The sequence below is a fragment of the Modestobacter italicus genome (assembly GCF_019799965.1).
Taxonomy (GTDB): domain Bacteria; phylum Actinomycetota; class Actinomycetes; order Mycobacteriales; family Geodermatophilaceae; genus Modestobacter; species Modestobacter italicus_A.
The window spans coordinates 47,917-61,171 of record NZ_JABGCJ010000006.1 but is presented as its reverse complement, the minus strand read 5'-3'; the positions used below and the strand labels follow the sequence as shown (position 1 = coordinate 61,171).

The 13,255-nt window shown below is 75.7% G+C and carries 15 protein-coding genes; 10 read left to right on the top strand and 5 right to left on the bottom strand.

Features of this window, described 5'->3' with window-relative positions; translation table 11 throughout:
- Positions 1-95 precede the first annotated feature (95 nt).
- Genes HLA93_RS15410 through HLA93_RS15395 form a run of 4 tightly spaced genes read left to right on the top strand, consistent with a single transcriptional unit; the run spans position 96 to position 2,319 of the window.
- On the top strand, positions 96-1,091 hold the full coding sequence (locus tag HLA93_RS15410) for a siderophore-interacting protein (RefSeq protein WP_222195303.1): 996 nt from the start codon (positions 96-98) through the stop codon (positions 1,089-1,091).
- Between the two features lie 20 nt (positions 1,092-1,111).
- Positions 1,112-1,267: a hypothetical protein gene (locus HLA93_RS15405; protein ID WP_222195526.1), complete on the top strand. Its 156-nt coding sequence runs from the start codon at positions 1,112-1,114 to the stop codon at positions 1,265-1,267.
- A 4-nt stretch (positions 1,268-1,271) separates the two neighbouring features.
- Entirely contained in the window at positions 1,272-1,673 is a 402-nt protein-coding gene (locus tag HLA93_RS15400; RefSeq protein WP_222195302.1) for a hypothetical protein, read from the top strand.
- A 43-nt stretch (positions 1,674-1,716) separates the two neighbouring features.
- Complete coding sequence (locus HLA93_RS15395; protein WP_308128165.1) at positions 1,717-2,319, top strand: TIGR03086 family metal-binding protein; 603 nt, start codon at positions 1,717-1,719, stop codon at positions 2,317-2,319.
- A 66-nt stretch (positions 2,320-2,385) separates the two neighbouring features.
- On the opposite strand, the gene HLA93_RS15390 is transcribed toward HLA93_RS15395, so the two are convergent.
- Positions 2,386-3,345: a hypothetical protein gene (locus tag HLA93_RS15390; RefSeq protein ID WP_222195301.1), complete on the bottom strand. Its 960-nt coding sequence runs from the start codon at positions 3,343-3,345 to the stop codon at positions 2,386-2,388.
- A gap of 227 nt (positions 3,346-3,572) precedes the next feature.
- On the opposite strand from HLA93_RS15390, the gene HLA93_RS15385 reads away from it, so the two are divergent.
- The 4 genes from HLA93_RS15385 (at position 3,573) to eutC (ending at position 8,766) form a co-directional block, all read left to right on the top strand.
- The gene (locus tag HLA93_RS15385; protein ID WP_246626802.1) at positions 3,573-4,934 is read left to right on the top strand and encodes an MFS transporter; all 1,362 of its coding nucleotides are present in this window, start codon (positions 3,573-3,575) and stop codon (positions 4,932-4,934) included.
- Positions 4,935-5,072: 138 nt separating this feature from the next.
- Complete coding sequence (gene eat, locus HLA93_RS15380; protein WP_222195300.1) at positions 5,073-6,536, top strand: ethanolamine permease; 1,464 nt, start codon at positions 5,073-5,075, stop codon at positions 6,534-6,536.
- Entirely contained in the window at positions 6,533-7,942 is a 1,410-nt protein-coding gene (locus tag HLA93_RS15375; RefSeq protein ID WP_222195299.1) for an ethanolamine ammonia-lyase subunit EutB, read from the top strand. Before eat ends, HLA93_RS15375 begins: the two co-directional genes overlap by 4 nt.
- The gene (eutC, locus tag HLA93_RS15370) at positions 7,939-8,766 is read left to right on the top strand and encodes an ethanolamine ammonia-lyase subunit EutC (RefSeq protein WP_222195298.1); all 828 of its coding nucleotides are present in this window, start codon (positions 7,939-7,941) and stop codon (positions 8,764-8,766) included. The genes HLA93_RS15375 and eutC overlap by 4 nt, the downstream gene beginning before the upstream one ends.
- Before the next feature lie 27 nt (positions 8,767-8,793).
- On the opposite strand, the gene HLA93_RS15365 is transcribed toward eutC, so the two are convergent.
- Positions 8,794-9,063 (bottom strand): hypothetical protein, encoded by a 270-nt coding sequence (locus HLA93_RS15365; protein WP_222195297.1) that lies wholly within the window; start codon positions 9,061-9,063, stop codon positions 8,794-8,796.
- A gap of 37 nt (positions 9,064-9,100) precedes the next feature.
- Between HLA93_RS15365 and HLA93_RS15360 the strand changes: the two genes are divergently transcribed.
- Positions 9,101-9,754 (top strand): hypothetical protein, encoded by a 654-nt coding sequence (locus tag HLA93_RS15360; protein WP_308128164.1) that lies wholly within the window; start codon positions 9,101-9,103, stop codon positions 9,752-9,754.
- Between the two features lie 4 nt (positions 9,755-9,758).
- Here HLA93_RS15360 and HLA93_RS15355 read toward each other — a convergent pair whose 3' ends face one another.
- On the bottom strand, positions 9,759-11,285 hold the full coding sequence (locus HLA93_RS15355; RefSeq protein WP_222195296.1) for an MFS transporter: 1,527 nt from the start codon (positions 11,283-11,285) through the stop codon (positions 9,759-9,761).
- A gap of 109 nt (positions 11,286-11,394) precedes the next feature.
- Between HLA93_RS15355 and HLA93_RS15350 the strand changes: the two genes are divergently transcribed.
- Positions 11,395-11,994, top strand: a complete 600-nt coding sequence (locus HLA93_RS15350) for a TetR/AcrR family transcriptional regulator (RefSeq protein WP_222195295.1) — start codon at positions 11,395-11,397, stop codon at positions 11,992-11,994.
- A gap of 18 nt (positions 11,995-12,012) precedes the next feature.
- On the opposite strand, the gene HLA93_RS15345 is transcribed toward HLA93_RS15350, so the two are convergent.
- Positions 12,013-12,387 carry a DUF1801 domain-containing protein gene (locus HLA93_RS15345; RefSeq protein ID WP_222195294.1) on the bottom strand — a complete coding sequence of 125 codons (375 nt, stop codon included), beginning with the start codon at positions 12,385-12,387 and terminating at the stop codon, positions 12,013-12,015.
- A gap of 30 nt (positions 12,388-12,417) precedes the next feature.
- Positions 12,418-13,155, bottom strand: a complete 738-nt coding sequence (locus HLA93_RS15340) for an ANTAR domain-containing protein (protein ID WP_222195293.1) — start codon at positions 13,153-13,155, stop codon at positions 12,418-12,420.
- Positions 13,156-13,255: the final 100 nt, after the last annotated feature.

Here is a 13,255-nt window from a genome sequence, read left to right as displayed (position 1 = left end):
TTCGGGCCTGGGTGTTCCCCTGGGCGGCTTGGTTAGGCTAGCCTCACCAACGTCCGGTTGCGCATGAGCCGGTCTCGACGAGCGCAGGAGCAGCGATGACCACGGCGGTGACCGCACGGGCCGGTACGGCAGTCCTCGAAGAGGCCCAGCCGCAACCGGTGGTCCAGCAGCCGGTCGCCGCTCCCGACTACCGGTTCTTCCGCACCACCGTAGCCCGCGTGCAGCGGATCAGCCCGAGCTTCCTGCGGCTGACCCTCAGCGGCCCCGAGCTGACCGGCTTCGGCGTCGGCGGCGCCGACCAGCGGATCAAGCTGGTGCTCTCCCGCGACGGGGCGCCCGTTGCCGACCTGCTCACCGACGGGCCCGGCTGGTACCAGGAGTACTGCGCCCTGCCCGACGACCGCCGCCCGCACCTGCGCACCTACACCGTGCGTGCCGCCCGCCCGCAGCTCGGCGAGATCGACGTCGACGTCGTGCTGCACGGCGTGGCAGACGGCCACTCCGGGCCCGCCGCCACCTGGGCGGCCACCGCCGTCCCCGGCGACCCGATGGTGCTCCTCGGCCCCGACCGGTCGATGCCCCCGCACGCGGCCAGTGGCCGCGCCTGGGGCGTGGAGTGGGCCCCGCCCGCCGATGGCACCCTGTTCCTCGCCGGTGACGAGACCGCCGTCCCGGCGATCAGCGCGATCCTCGAGGCGCTGCCGGCCGGCCGCCGCACGATGGCCGTGCTCGAGGTCCCCGAGGCCGGTGACGTGCTCAGCCTCGACGTCGCCCCCGGGGTCGAGGTCCGCTGGCTGGTCCGTGGTGGTCGCGCCCGCGGGGAGGCGCTGGGCCCCGCCGTGCACGCCGCGCTGTGCGAGCTCGGCATCGCCGCCCGCACCCCCGGCCAGGAGCCCGAGGACGTCGACCTCGACGGCGGCCTCCTCTGGGAGGTCCCCGAGGCCGGCGCCGACGGCTGCTACGCCTGGCTGGCCGGGGAGGCGGGGATGGTCAAGCTGCTCCGCCGGCGGCTGGTCCGCGACCTCGGCGTCCCGCGCACGTCGGTGGCCTTCATGGGCTACTGGCGGCTGGGCGCCTCCGAGGGCAGCTGATCACGGCCTACGGTTGGGCGGTGCGTCCCTTCCTGCTCCTGTTGCTCGTCCTGTTCGTCCTCTGGATCGCGGTCAGCGTGATCGGGTTCGTCGTCAAGGGCCTGTTCTGGCTGGCCGTGGTCGGCCTCGTCTTCGCCGCCGGCACGGCCGCGCTGGCCGCCGCACGCCGCCGCTGACCCGATGACCGTCGTCCTGGTGGACGTCGCCAACGTCGTCGGCTCCCGGCCCGACGGCTGGTGGCGTGACCGGGCCGGCGCCACCGCCCGGCTGCTCCACCAGCTCACCGCCCTGCCCGGGCGCGAGCTGCCCGGCCCCGACGGTGCCCCGGTACCGGTCACCGCGCTGGTCGCCGTGGTCGAGGGGCAGGCCCAGGACGTCGACGCGCCAGCCGGCCTGCGGGTCGTCCGGGCCCCGGGCAGCGGGGACGACGCGCTCGCGGCGACCGCCGCCGACCTCATCGACGGGGACGACGACCTGCTGGTCGTCACCGCCGACCGGGGGCTGCGGGACCGCCTCCCGGCCGGCGCCGCCGTGACCGGCCCCGGGTGGCTGCTGCAGGCGCTCGACGCCCCGCCGCGCTGAACCTCCGGTCGGCGTCCGGTCCTGGGCAGGGCAGGCTGGACGGGTGACCGAGCCCCTCCACCCGCCCGCGGCCGTGCGCGCCGCCGCCGGGCTGGCGTCCACCGTGCTGACCGCCGTCCGCCCCGAGCAGCTGACCGCGCCGACACCGTGCCGCGACCTCGACGTCCGTGCGCTGCTCGACCACCTGGCGTGGGCGGCCGTCCTCTCCCAGCGGTCGGCGACCGGCATGCCGCTGGAGCACGACCCGAACAGCCTCACCCCGGCGCCGTTCCTGGACGGCCTGCCGGTGGAGCGGTGGGCGGCCGCCGTCCCTGTCGAGCTGGACACCGCGGCCGATGCCTGGGCCGACCCCGCGGCGTGGCAGGGCGAGACCCTGATGGGCACCACGCCGATGCCCGCGGAGGTGGTCGGTCCGCTGATGCTGGCGGAGTTCGTGCTGCACGGCTGGGACCTGGCGCGGGCGATCGGCGCGGCCTACGACGTCCCGGCCCCGCTCGGCGAGGCGACGCTCGACGCGGTGGTGCCGCTGGCGCAGCTGGGCCGGGACGGCGGCTGGTACGGCCCCGAGGTGTCGGTGCCGGCCGGCTCGACAGCCTTCGACCGAGCGCTCGGCCTCACCGGCCGCGACCCCGGCTGGGCGGCGTGAGCCGCGGCGCGGGCCACCCGACCGTGGCCGGCCGGCGCCGCGGTACCTGCTGGATGGCCTGAGCGGTCAGTCGAAGAGCCGGACGGTGCCCAACCGGGTGGACCGTCGCCGGCCGGGCAGGCACGCGGCGAGGGCCAGGACGACGGCGGCGGCGTCCTCGATGACGCCGGCCTGCCAGTCGGGCAGCCGGCCGTCGGCCCAGCGGCGCCAGTTCCGTCCGCCGAACGAGCCGGCGGCGGAGCCGGCGATGCCGGCCACCACCGGCCACGCGGCGTTGGCCCCCTGCCGGCGGGCGAGCAGCACCGCGCCGCCGGCGCCGCTGGCCAGCCGGGCCGGCAGCGCGGCCGGGCTGGTGCGGTCGGGGACACCGGGCTGCTTGTCGCCGTAGAGCTCGCCGCCGAGGGAGGCCAGCGACGCGAGCTTCTTGGCCACGCCGGTGTCCGTGGCGGTGAGGGTGGGACCGGCCAGGCCCAGCGAGCTCCGGCCGCCGGCCGCGACGCCCAGCAGCAGCGAGCGGGCGACCAGGCCGGAGCGCGCCTTCTGACGGGGCAGCACCCGCTCCTCTGCCGTGGGCAGGCCGGACACGACCGCCTGCACGGTGGCGCCGTAGGCCAGGTGCGGGACGGCGTCGGTGAGCCAGTCCTCGCGGGACCAGCGGCGCGGGTCGCTCACCCCCAGTGCGGCGACCGGCACGTCGGTGGCGGCCATCGACAGGGCCCCCTTGACCACCGCGCCCACGGGGAAGGGCATCTGGACGCCGGCCGAGCGGGCCAGGCTCGACAGCACGCCCAGGCCCACCCCGTTGGCGATGCCGGACAGCGCGCCCAGACCGCTGCGCCGGGCGTCCCGGACCGTGCCCTTGCCGGGGACCTGCCGACCGGTGACCTCGGCGAGTGCGTCCACGGTCTGCTCCGGCACGCTGCTGGCCGGCCGGCCACGCAGGGCCCGGTCGAGGTGGGTGACGGCGTTGAGCGCGGTGGTGCCGGCGGCGCCGGCGAGCAACCCGCGGGTGAAGGTCCCGGTCATGACGTGACCGTGCCCACCGCGCCGTCGCGGCAACCGCCGGGGCGCAGGTGACGGCGGACGCCTGGGGAGGCCCCGACGTGCGCACACTCACGCTCTCCGGACACCCGTTGGACGGCACCGACCCACGTTCGGCTGGCACCGTGGAGTGCAGCGCCCGAGGTCGTGTGCTCTCCGACCCCCGCCGCGCCGCACTGCGGTGCCGCGCGTCTCCTCCCGTGAAGGTCCCCATGGTCATCTCTGTCTTCCCCCGTGCCCGCACCGCGGCCGTCCGGACGCCGCCGTCGCTGGACCGGCTGCGCCTGGCCGTCGCCGTGCTCTTCGGCCTGGACGGCTTCGTCTTCGGCAGCTGGGCGGCCCGCGTCCCCGACGTCAGCGTCGCGACCGGCGCCGGTCACACCGCGCTGGGCGTCGCCCTGCTCTGCCTCTCCCTGGGCGCGCTGGTCTGCATGCAGGCCACCGGCGTGCTCTGCCGGCGGATCGGCACCGGCCGGGTGGCCGCGCTCGCCGGTGTCGCGGCCAGCGGCTGCGCGGTGCTCCCCGGCCTGACCACCTCCGTGGCCGGGCTGTGCGCAGCCCTGCTGGTGTTCGGCGCCGCCACCGGCGCGGTCAACGTGGCGGCCAACAGCGTCGGCGTGCAGGTGGAGGGCCGCGCCGGCCGGCCGCTGTTGTCCGGGCTGCACGCCGCGTTCAGCGCCGGGGGCCTGCTCGGCGCGCTGGTCGGCGGGCTGGCCTCGGCCGCGGTCGGGGTGGGCCTGCACCTGGCCCTGGTCGCCGTCCTCGGGCTGGCCGTCATGGCCTGGGCCGGGCCGGTCCTGGTCGGTGCCGACGCCGCCCCGGACGCGACCGAGCCGCTGCCCCTGGTCACCCCGGCCGATCGCGCCGCGCGACCGACCGCCGTCCTGGTGCTGCTGGGTGCCGTGGCCGGCGCCACGGCCTACGGCGAGGGTGCGCTCAGCGACTGGGGCGCCCTGCACCTGCGCGAGCAGCTGTCCGCGGCTCCGGCGCTGGCGGCGGCCGGCTACGCCGGCTTCTCCTCGGCGATGGCCGTCGGCCGGCTGGCCGGCGGACGGCTGGTGCTGGCCGTGGGCGAGCGCCGGCTGCTGGTCGGTGGCGCGCTGGTCGCCGCGGCCGGCGCGCTGGCGGCGGTGACCACGTCCTCCCTGCCGGTCGCGCTGGGCGGTTTCGTGCTGGTCGGGCTGGGGCTGGCCAACGTCTTCCCGCTGGCCATCGCCCGGGCCGGTGCGCTCGGTGGGCCCTCGGGGGTCGCGCTGTCGACCACGGTGGGCTACACCGGCCTGCTCGGTGGCCCGCCCGTGATCGGCTTCCTGGCCGAGCACGCCGGGCTGCCCGCCGCGCTGGGCACGGTCGCGCTGGCGGCGGTGCTGGCCGCGGTGCTGGTGTGCGGGATCGACGGCGAGTCGATCCGTCGTCCGGCGCTGCCCGCCGGCTGGGCGCAGCCGGTGCTCTTCGGCCGCCGGCCGGTCGCGGTCGTGCTGCGCCCGATGGGTGCGGCGGTGCGCCCGGCGGTGACCCGGGTGCGCAGCGGGGCGGGCACCTACGTGCGCGACCTGCAGCTGCTGGAGGTCTGACCGGGCAGCCGGCCGGGGAGCTGCGGGCCGGGTGTGAACACCGTGTTCCGAGACGTCCCACCCCGTTGACCGGCGGCAGCGAGGGGAACACGCTGGCCCGCACCTGATCCGTGGGGTGCCGAGCCGGAGGACCGCCAGATGACCGTCGAGCCCGCAACCGCCCGAACAGCGCACGGACCGGGCCGGGGGGTGGAGGCGGAGGCGGTCGACGCCGGCTACCTGGAGAGGCGGCAGCTGCGCGGGGGCACCGCCGGCTGGGTGCTGCTGGCCGGCCTCGGCGTCGCCGCGGTGATCTCCGGGGACTACGCCGGCTGGAACTTCGGTCTGGCCGAGGGCGGCTTCGGCGGGCTGCTCATCGCCGTCGTCCTCATGGCGGTCATGTACTCGGCGATGGTCTTCGGCCTGGCCGAGCTCGGCTCGGCGCTGCCGACCGCCGGGGGCGGCTACACCTTCGCCCGCCGGGCGCTGGGCCCGTGGGGCGGCTACGCGACCGGGGTGGCGGTGCTCATCGAGTACGCCATCGCCCCGGCCGCGATCGCCACCTTCATCGGCGCCTACGTCGAGTCGCTCGGTCTGTTCGGCATCACCGACGGCTGGTGGGTGTACCTCGCCGCCTACGCCCTGTTCATCGGCATCCACCTGCTGGGCGTCGGTGAGGCGCTCAAGGTGATGCTGGTGATCGCCGCCGTCGCGGTGGCCGGGCTGGTGCTCTACCTGGTCGGGGCGGTGCCGGCGTTCGACGGGGCCAACCTCACCGACATCGCGCCGACCGAGGCCGCCGGTGCCTCGGAGTTCCTGCCGTTCGGGCTCATGGGCATCTGGGCGGCCTTCCCGTTCGCCATCTGGTTCTTCCTGGCGGTGGAGTGCGTGCCGCTGGCCTCGGAGGAGGCCCGCGACCCCGCCCGGTCGATGCCGCGCGGGATCGTCGCCGCGATGGGCCTGCTGCTGGTGCTCGCGGTGCTGATGCTGGTGTTCACCGCCGGGGCCGGCGGCTCGGAGGCGATGTCGGCCAGCGGCAACCCGCCGGTGGAGGCGCTCGAGGTCGCCGGGGCCTCCGGCGGGCTCACCACGGTGATCAACTACGCCGGGCTGGTCGGCCTGGTCGCCAGCTTCTTCTCGATCATCTACGCCTACTCCCGGCAGACGTTCGCGCTCTCCCGCGCCGGCTACCTGCCCCGCGCCCTGTCGGTGACCAACTCCCGCAAGGCGCCGGTGCTGGCGCTGCTGGTGCCCGGCGCGATCGGCTTCGCCCTCTCGCTGACCGGCCAGGGGGCCATGTTGCTCAACATGGCCGTCTTCGGGGCCACCGTCTCCTACGTGCTGATGATGGTCAGCCACATCGTGCTGCGCCGTCGCGAGCCCGCCCTGCCCCGGCCGTACCGCACGCCCGGTGGCACGGTCACCACCGGCGTCGCCCTGGTGCTCGCCGCCGCGGCGGTGCTGGCGACCTTCCTGGTCGACCCGGTCGCCGCCGGCTGGACGCTCGCCGCCTACGGCGTGTTCATCGCCTGGTTCGCCCTGTACAGCCGGCACCACCTGGTCGCCTCCGCTCCCGAGGAGGAGTTCGCGCTGCTGGCCGCCGCCGAGGAGGACGTCCGGTGACCGTCCGCCGCGCGACGCTGGGCGGTCACACCCACGAGTTCGGTTCGCTGACCGACCTGCTGGCCAAGGCCACCCCGGCCCGCTCCGGGGACGTGCTCGCCGGGGTCGCCGCGGAGTCGCAGGCCCAGCGGGTGGCCGCGCAGCACGTGCTCGCCGACGTCCCGCTGGCCACCTTCCTCACCGAGCAGGTGGTCGGCTACGACGAGGACGACGTCACGCGGCTGATCCTGGACACCCACGACCCGGCCGCCTTCGCCCCGGTCGCCTCGCTGACGGTGGGGGAGTTCCGCGACTGGCTGCTGGCCCGCGCCGCCGAGCGCGACGAGGCGGCGATCTCCGCGCTGGCCCGCGGCCTCACCCCGGAGATGGTCGCCGCGGTCTCCAAGCTGATGCGCAACGCCGACCTGGTCGCCGTCGCCCGCCGGACCCGCGTGGTCACCGGCCTGCGCGGCACCCTGGGGCTGCCCGGCCGGCTGGCGTCCCGGCTGCAGCCCAACCACCCCACGGACGACGCCGTCGGGGTGACCGCCTCGATCCTGGACGGCCTGCTGCACGGCAGCGGGGACGCCGTCATCGGGATCAACCCGGCCACCGACAACCCGGCGCAGACGATCGCGCTGCTGGAGCTGGTCGACGCGGTGATCAGCCGCTACGAGATCCCGACCCAGTCCTGCGTGCTGGCGCACGTGACCACCACGCTGCGAGCGCTGGAGGCCGGGGCGCCGGTCGACCTGGTCTTCCAGTCGGTGGCCGGCACCCAGGCGGGCAACCGGGGCTTCGGCGTCACCCTCGACCTGCTCACCGAGGCCCGCGCCGGCGCGCTGGAGCTGGGCCGGGGCACGGTCGGCAGCAACGTCACCTACTTCGAGACCGGGCAGGGCTCGGCGCTGTCGGCCGACGCGCACCACGGCGTCGACGGGCCGGTCGACCAGCAGACGCTGGAGTGCCGCGCCTACGGGGTCGCCCGGCACTTCGACCCGCTGCTGGTCAACACCGTCGTCGGGTTCATCGGCCCGGAGTACCTCTACGACGGCAAGCAGGTGATCCGGGCCGGGCTGGAGGACCACTTCTGCGGCAAGCTGCTCGGCCTGCCGATGGGCGTGGACGTCTGCTACACCAACCACACCGACGTCGACGGCGACGACACCGACGTCCTCACCCTGCTGCTGGGGGCGGCGGGCTGCGCGTTCGTCATCGCCGTCCCGGGCTCGGACGACGTGATGCTGCACTACCAGTCGCTGTCGTTCACCGACGTGCTCACCGCCCGCTCGGTGCTGGACCTGCGCCCCGCGCCGGAGTTCGAGGCGTGGCTGGCCCGGATGGACCTGCTCGACAACGCCGGCCGGGTGCGCGAGCTGACCCCCGACGCCCCGGCTGCCCGCGCCCTCCTCGCCGCCGCCCGATGACCACCCCCAACGGCCATGTTGGCCAACATGGCCAGAACACGGCGGACCGGCCGTCGGCCCACTACGGCCATGTTGGCGAACATGGCCGGAACGCCGACCCGTGGGCGGTGCTGCGGGACGCGACCCGGGCGCGGGTGGCGCTGGGCCGGGCCGGCGACGGGCTGCCGACGTCGCGTGAGCTGGAGTTCCGGGCGGCGCACGCGGCCGCCCGGGACGCGGTGCACACCGCACTGGACGCCGACCGGGTGCGCACGGCGCTCGCCGTGGCAGGTGTCGGACTCGAGGTGCTCGAGGTGCACAGCCGGGCGCCGGACCGCACGACCTACCTGCAGCGCCCGGACCTCGGCCGGCAGCTGGCCCAGGGCACGCGGCTGCCCGGTGGACCACACGACCTGGCGCTGGTGGTCGCCGACGGGCTGTCCCCGCGCGCGGTCCACGAGCACGCCGCCGGCACGGTGGCCGCGGTGCTGGACCGGCTCCCCGGCTGGTCGGTCGCACCGCTGGTGCTCGCCCACCAGGCCCGGGTGGCCCTGGGTGACCCGGTCGGTGAGGCGCTGGACGCCGGGATCGTCGTCGTCGCAGTGGGGGAGCGGCCGGGGCTCAGCTCCGCCGACAGCCTCGGCCTGTACCTGACCCACGGCCCGCGGCCGGGGCGGGCGGACTCCGAGCGCAACTGCATCTCCAACGTCCGCCCCCCGCACGGGCTCGGCTACGCGCAGGCGGCCGACACCCTGGTGGCGCTGCTCCAGGCCTCCCGCCAGCTCGGCGCCTCCGGGGTCGTCCTCAAGGACGAGGGTGCGGCCCTGCCACCCGGCGCGGGGTGAGGGTCCCGCAACGGGCGGGGGCCAGGCTCAGAAGCGGCGGAGGGGGCCGATCCTCATCACCGAGCTGAGCAGCGCCTCCAGCGGGTGGCGCTTGGGGCGCTGCACCTCCGCCGGCCAGTCCGGGACCATGTCCGGGTCGGCGTCGGCGACGGCGACCTCGGCCACCCGGCCCTGCAGCCGGGCCCGCACCTCCTCGGCGGAGTAGGCCCGGCGGTGGCGTTCGTGGCGGACCAGGACGGCGCCGGTCGCGGCCACGCCGACGATCCCGGCGACTCCGAGCAGCTTCGAGGGGCGCATGAGCCGTTACGGTAGTGGTGTGGCTCACTCTCGTGCGGTGTCCCGCACCTCCGGTCGTGTGTTGTCGCTGCACGAGGCCGTCGAGCTGACCCGGACCGGTGACGTCTGGGTGTTCCGCGGCGCCTCGCTGGCCGACCGGGCGATCCAGACGTTCACCAACGCCCCGGTGAACCACGTCGGGATGGCCGTCGTCCTCGACGACCTGCCGCCGTTGCTCTGGCACGCCGAGCTGGGGCACTCGCTGGCCGACGTGTGGTCCGGCCGGCACCAGCGCGGCGTCCAGCTGCACGACCTGTCCGACGCCGTCTGCGTGTGGAAGAAGCGGTACGGGCAGCAGGCCTGGCTGCGGCAGCTGGTCGGCCCGGCCGACGACGGCGGGGTGACCCGGGAGATGGAGGACGCCGTGCTGCGCACCATCGCCCGGCTGGACGGCAAGCCGTTCCCGACCACCCGGCACCTGGCGCACGGCTGGGTCAACGGCAAGCTGCGCCGGCACCAGACGAACGACACGATCTTCTGCGCCGAGCTGGTCGCCACCACCTACACCGCGATGGGCCTGCTGCCCAAGGACCGGCCGCTCAACGCCTACGACCCGGGCAGCTTCTGGTCCGGCGACGACCTGCCGCTGGTCGACGCCCAGCTGGGCGCGGAGATACAGGTCGACGTGCCGGTCGGGCCGGCCTGCGACTGAGCCCTCAGGACGGCGGGGCCGGCCGGAGGCGCGTGGAGGGGACGAGCCGCCACGCGATGACGCCGGCCACGACCAGCAGGACGGCGGCGATCGCCGAGGTCACCTGCATGGCCGAGCTGAACGCCTCGCGGGCAGCGGCCAGCACCTCGACGTCGGGCACGGTGGCGGCCGCGGTCGCCAGTGACTCCCGGACGGCGTCCGTGGTGCCGGGCAGCTCGGGCAGCGCCGCGCGGTACAGCAGCGTGTGCGTGGTGCCCAGCAGGGCGATGCCCAGCGCGATGCCGAGCTCGTAGGACATCTCCGACAGCGCCGACGCCGCACCGGCGCGCTCTGGCGGCACGACCCCCAGCACTGCGTCGGTGGCGGCGGTGAAGGTGACGCCGATGCCCAGGCCGACGATCACCAGCCCCAGGGCCAGGCCGCCGTATCCCGAGCTGCCCTCGGCGACCGCCAGCACGCCCAGGCCGACCGCGGCCACCAGGAGCGACAGCCCCAGCGTGCGCCCCATGCCCAGCCGGGTCAGCAGCGGGGAGACGACCGCGACCACCAGGACGGCGGCGATGGTCAGCGGCAGCTCGCGCAGACCCGCCTGGAACGGCGACCAGCCCTGCACCAGCTGGAGGTACTGCGAGAAGAAGAAGAGCAGGCCGCTGAAGGCGAAGACGGCGATGAGGCTGGAGAGCAGGGTGCCACTGAACGCCGGCCGGGCGAACAGGCCGACGTCCACCAGGGGGCTCGGCAGCCGCCGCTGCCGCCGGACGAACGCCACCCCACCGGCCAGGCCGAGGGCGGCGGTGGCGGCGCCGGCGAGGTCGGCGCCGGCCTGTGCGGTGTGCTTGACCGCCCACACCACCGACACGATCGCGAGCACCGACAGTCCAGCGCTCAGCAGGTCGAACCGGCCGGGTCGGGGGTTGCGGGACTCCGGGACGACCAGTGCGACCGCGACGAGCACCACCACCATGACCGGCAGGTTGATCAGGAAGACCGACCCCCACCAGAAGTGCTCGAGCAGCGCGCCACCGACCAGCGGGCCGAGGGCGGCCCCGCCGGAGCTGCCTGCCGCCCACACGGCGATGGCCCGGGTGCGCTGGCGGGCGTCGGGGAAGAGGTTGCGGACGATCGACAGCGTCGAGGGCATCAAGGTCGCGCCGGCGACGCCCAGCAGCACCCGTGCGGCGATCAGCCAGCCGGCGCTGGGCGCGAACGCGGCGAGGAGGGATGCCAGCCCGAAGCCGGTGACGCCGATCAGCAGCAGACGGCGGCGCCCGATCCGGTCGGCGAGCGTGCCCATGGTGATCAGCAGCCCGGCGAGGGCGAAGGAGTAGGCGTCGCCGATCCAGAGCAGCTGCGCAGCGGTGGGCGCGAGGTCGGCGGTGAGCGCCGGTGCGGCGAGGGCGAGCACGGTGCCGTCGACCGCCAGCAGGGTCACCGCCAGCGTGAGCGCAGCCACCGCCGCCCACGCCCGGAGGCCGGCGCGTGGCACTGCGACGGGCGAGGTGACGTGGTCTTCCGACGGCAGTGGGCTCATGCGATCAGGTTACCGACCATATGGTCGGCAGGACAGACCATATGGTCGGCTAGCATCATGTGACCTCCACCGCTGCCGACGAGGCGGCGCCCGCGACTGAGGAGGACCGATGTCGGCTCCCGTGCGTGACACCGCCAGGACCCGTCGGCTGGTGCTGGACGCCGCGGCCGAGCTCGTCGCGGCGCAGGGGGTGGGCGTCAGCCTCGACGTCATCGCCCGGCACGCCGGAGTGTCCAAGAGCGGGCTCCTGCACCACTTTCGGTCCCGTGAGCAGTTGCTGGTCGCGCTCGCCGAGGACCTGCTGGCGCAGTTCGCCGCCGCGGTGGACGCCGCCGTCGACCTCGCCGACCACGGGCCGGGCCGGCTGGTCCGCGCCTACGTCCGCGCGGTGTTCGACGACCTGCGCCCCGAGCAGGTGGTCCCCGAGCACATCGTCCTGTCCACCGCCCTGGCCGCCGTGCCGGGTGTCCCCGATCTGCTGCGGGCCGATGCCCTCCGCTGGCGAGAGGCCTTCGTGGCCGACGGTCTCGACCCCCAGCGGGTCCTGCTCATCACCTCGGCGGCCGATGGTGCCGCGGTCTCCGGTGTCTACGAGGGCTCGGTCGACCCCGCGCGCCTGGAGCACGTGCGAGAGCTCCTGCTCGCCCTCAGCCGCGGCGAGGGCCCACTGGTGCCCGGCCTCGCGAGTGGAGCGCCCCACCAGGTCTGAGCATTGTCCGCGCGCAGGTCAGACCCGCACCCAGCGCTCCACCAGCGCGACGATCGCGGCCTCCTTGGCGGCCACGTCGGCGGAGTCGCCGAGGGTGAGCACGGCCCGGTCGGAGTCGGCCCAGCGCAGCAGCCCGGTGTCGTCACCGAACTCGAAGCCGGCGGTCTCCTCCGGCTTCGCGCCGCGATGGAAGACCAGCTGCAGGTGGTCGGCGGGGAACAACCGGAAGGTCACCCGGTCCACGCCCTTGGAGCAGAAGCTGGGGGCCCGCCACTTCACGTGCTCGGTCAGGTCGGCGTCCGAGGCCATGATCGCCGCGCGGAGCCGCCGGACGTCGGCCACCCGCGGGTGGTCCAGGGTGGCCAGGAACTCCTCGACCGTGGGCTGCGCCATGAGGCCAGGGTGCCCCATCACCGCGGCTGTTCAGCCTGCGCCGGGCCGACCGATCACGTCGGCGGGCACCAGCCGGCCGCTGACCAGGTCCGCGGCGACCGAGTCCACGGTGCGCCCGGCCCCGTGGGCGTGGGCCCGGAGCACGGCCAGCGCCTCGGCGGCGTCCACGTCCAGGGCGGCGGAGGTCAGCCCGACCGCCTGCCAGACCCTGGCCCGCCGCTCCGCCGCCGGGCTGTGCAGCCAGTCCGGCCCCGTGGCCTCCGACCACGTCGTCCAGACCGCGGCGTCGGTGAGCGCCGCGGAGACCAGGTCCCCGACGGCGACGGCGTCGAAGACGTCCAGCTGGGCGACGCCCAGCGGGTCGGTCAGGAACAGGTCCAGCGCGCCGGTGCCGGCTAGCGCGTGCCGCACCGGCAGCGACACCACGCCCCGGTAGGGCGTCTGCTCCAGCAACAGCTCGGCGAAGACCGGCCACCGTCGCTGCAGGTCCTCGGCGACCAGGAAGACCGGGTGCCCGGTGGTGACGGCCAGCAGGCACGGCCCGTTGCCGACGGTGAACTGCAGCCGCTCCGCCCGCCCGGCCGCGGCGGGGCTCGCGCCGAGCGGGCACCGGCCCAGCCGGGACAGCTGCACGCTGAGGCCGGCGCCGTCCACCGGCAGCACCCGGGTGACGGCCCGGGCCAGCCGCTCGGGCAGCAGGTGGCCGTCGTCGTCCCCGCCCGTCGTCTCGGCGGCGAGGGCGGCGGCGAAGCGATCGGCCAGGCTCACGCCCTCATGGTCGGGCGACAGGCAGCGGACCACAGGGTCTCGGAACGCGCGGCGGCGCGCCGGACGCCCTCCGTGCACCGACTGCCCGCGGAGGGGCGCG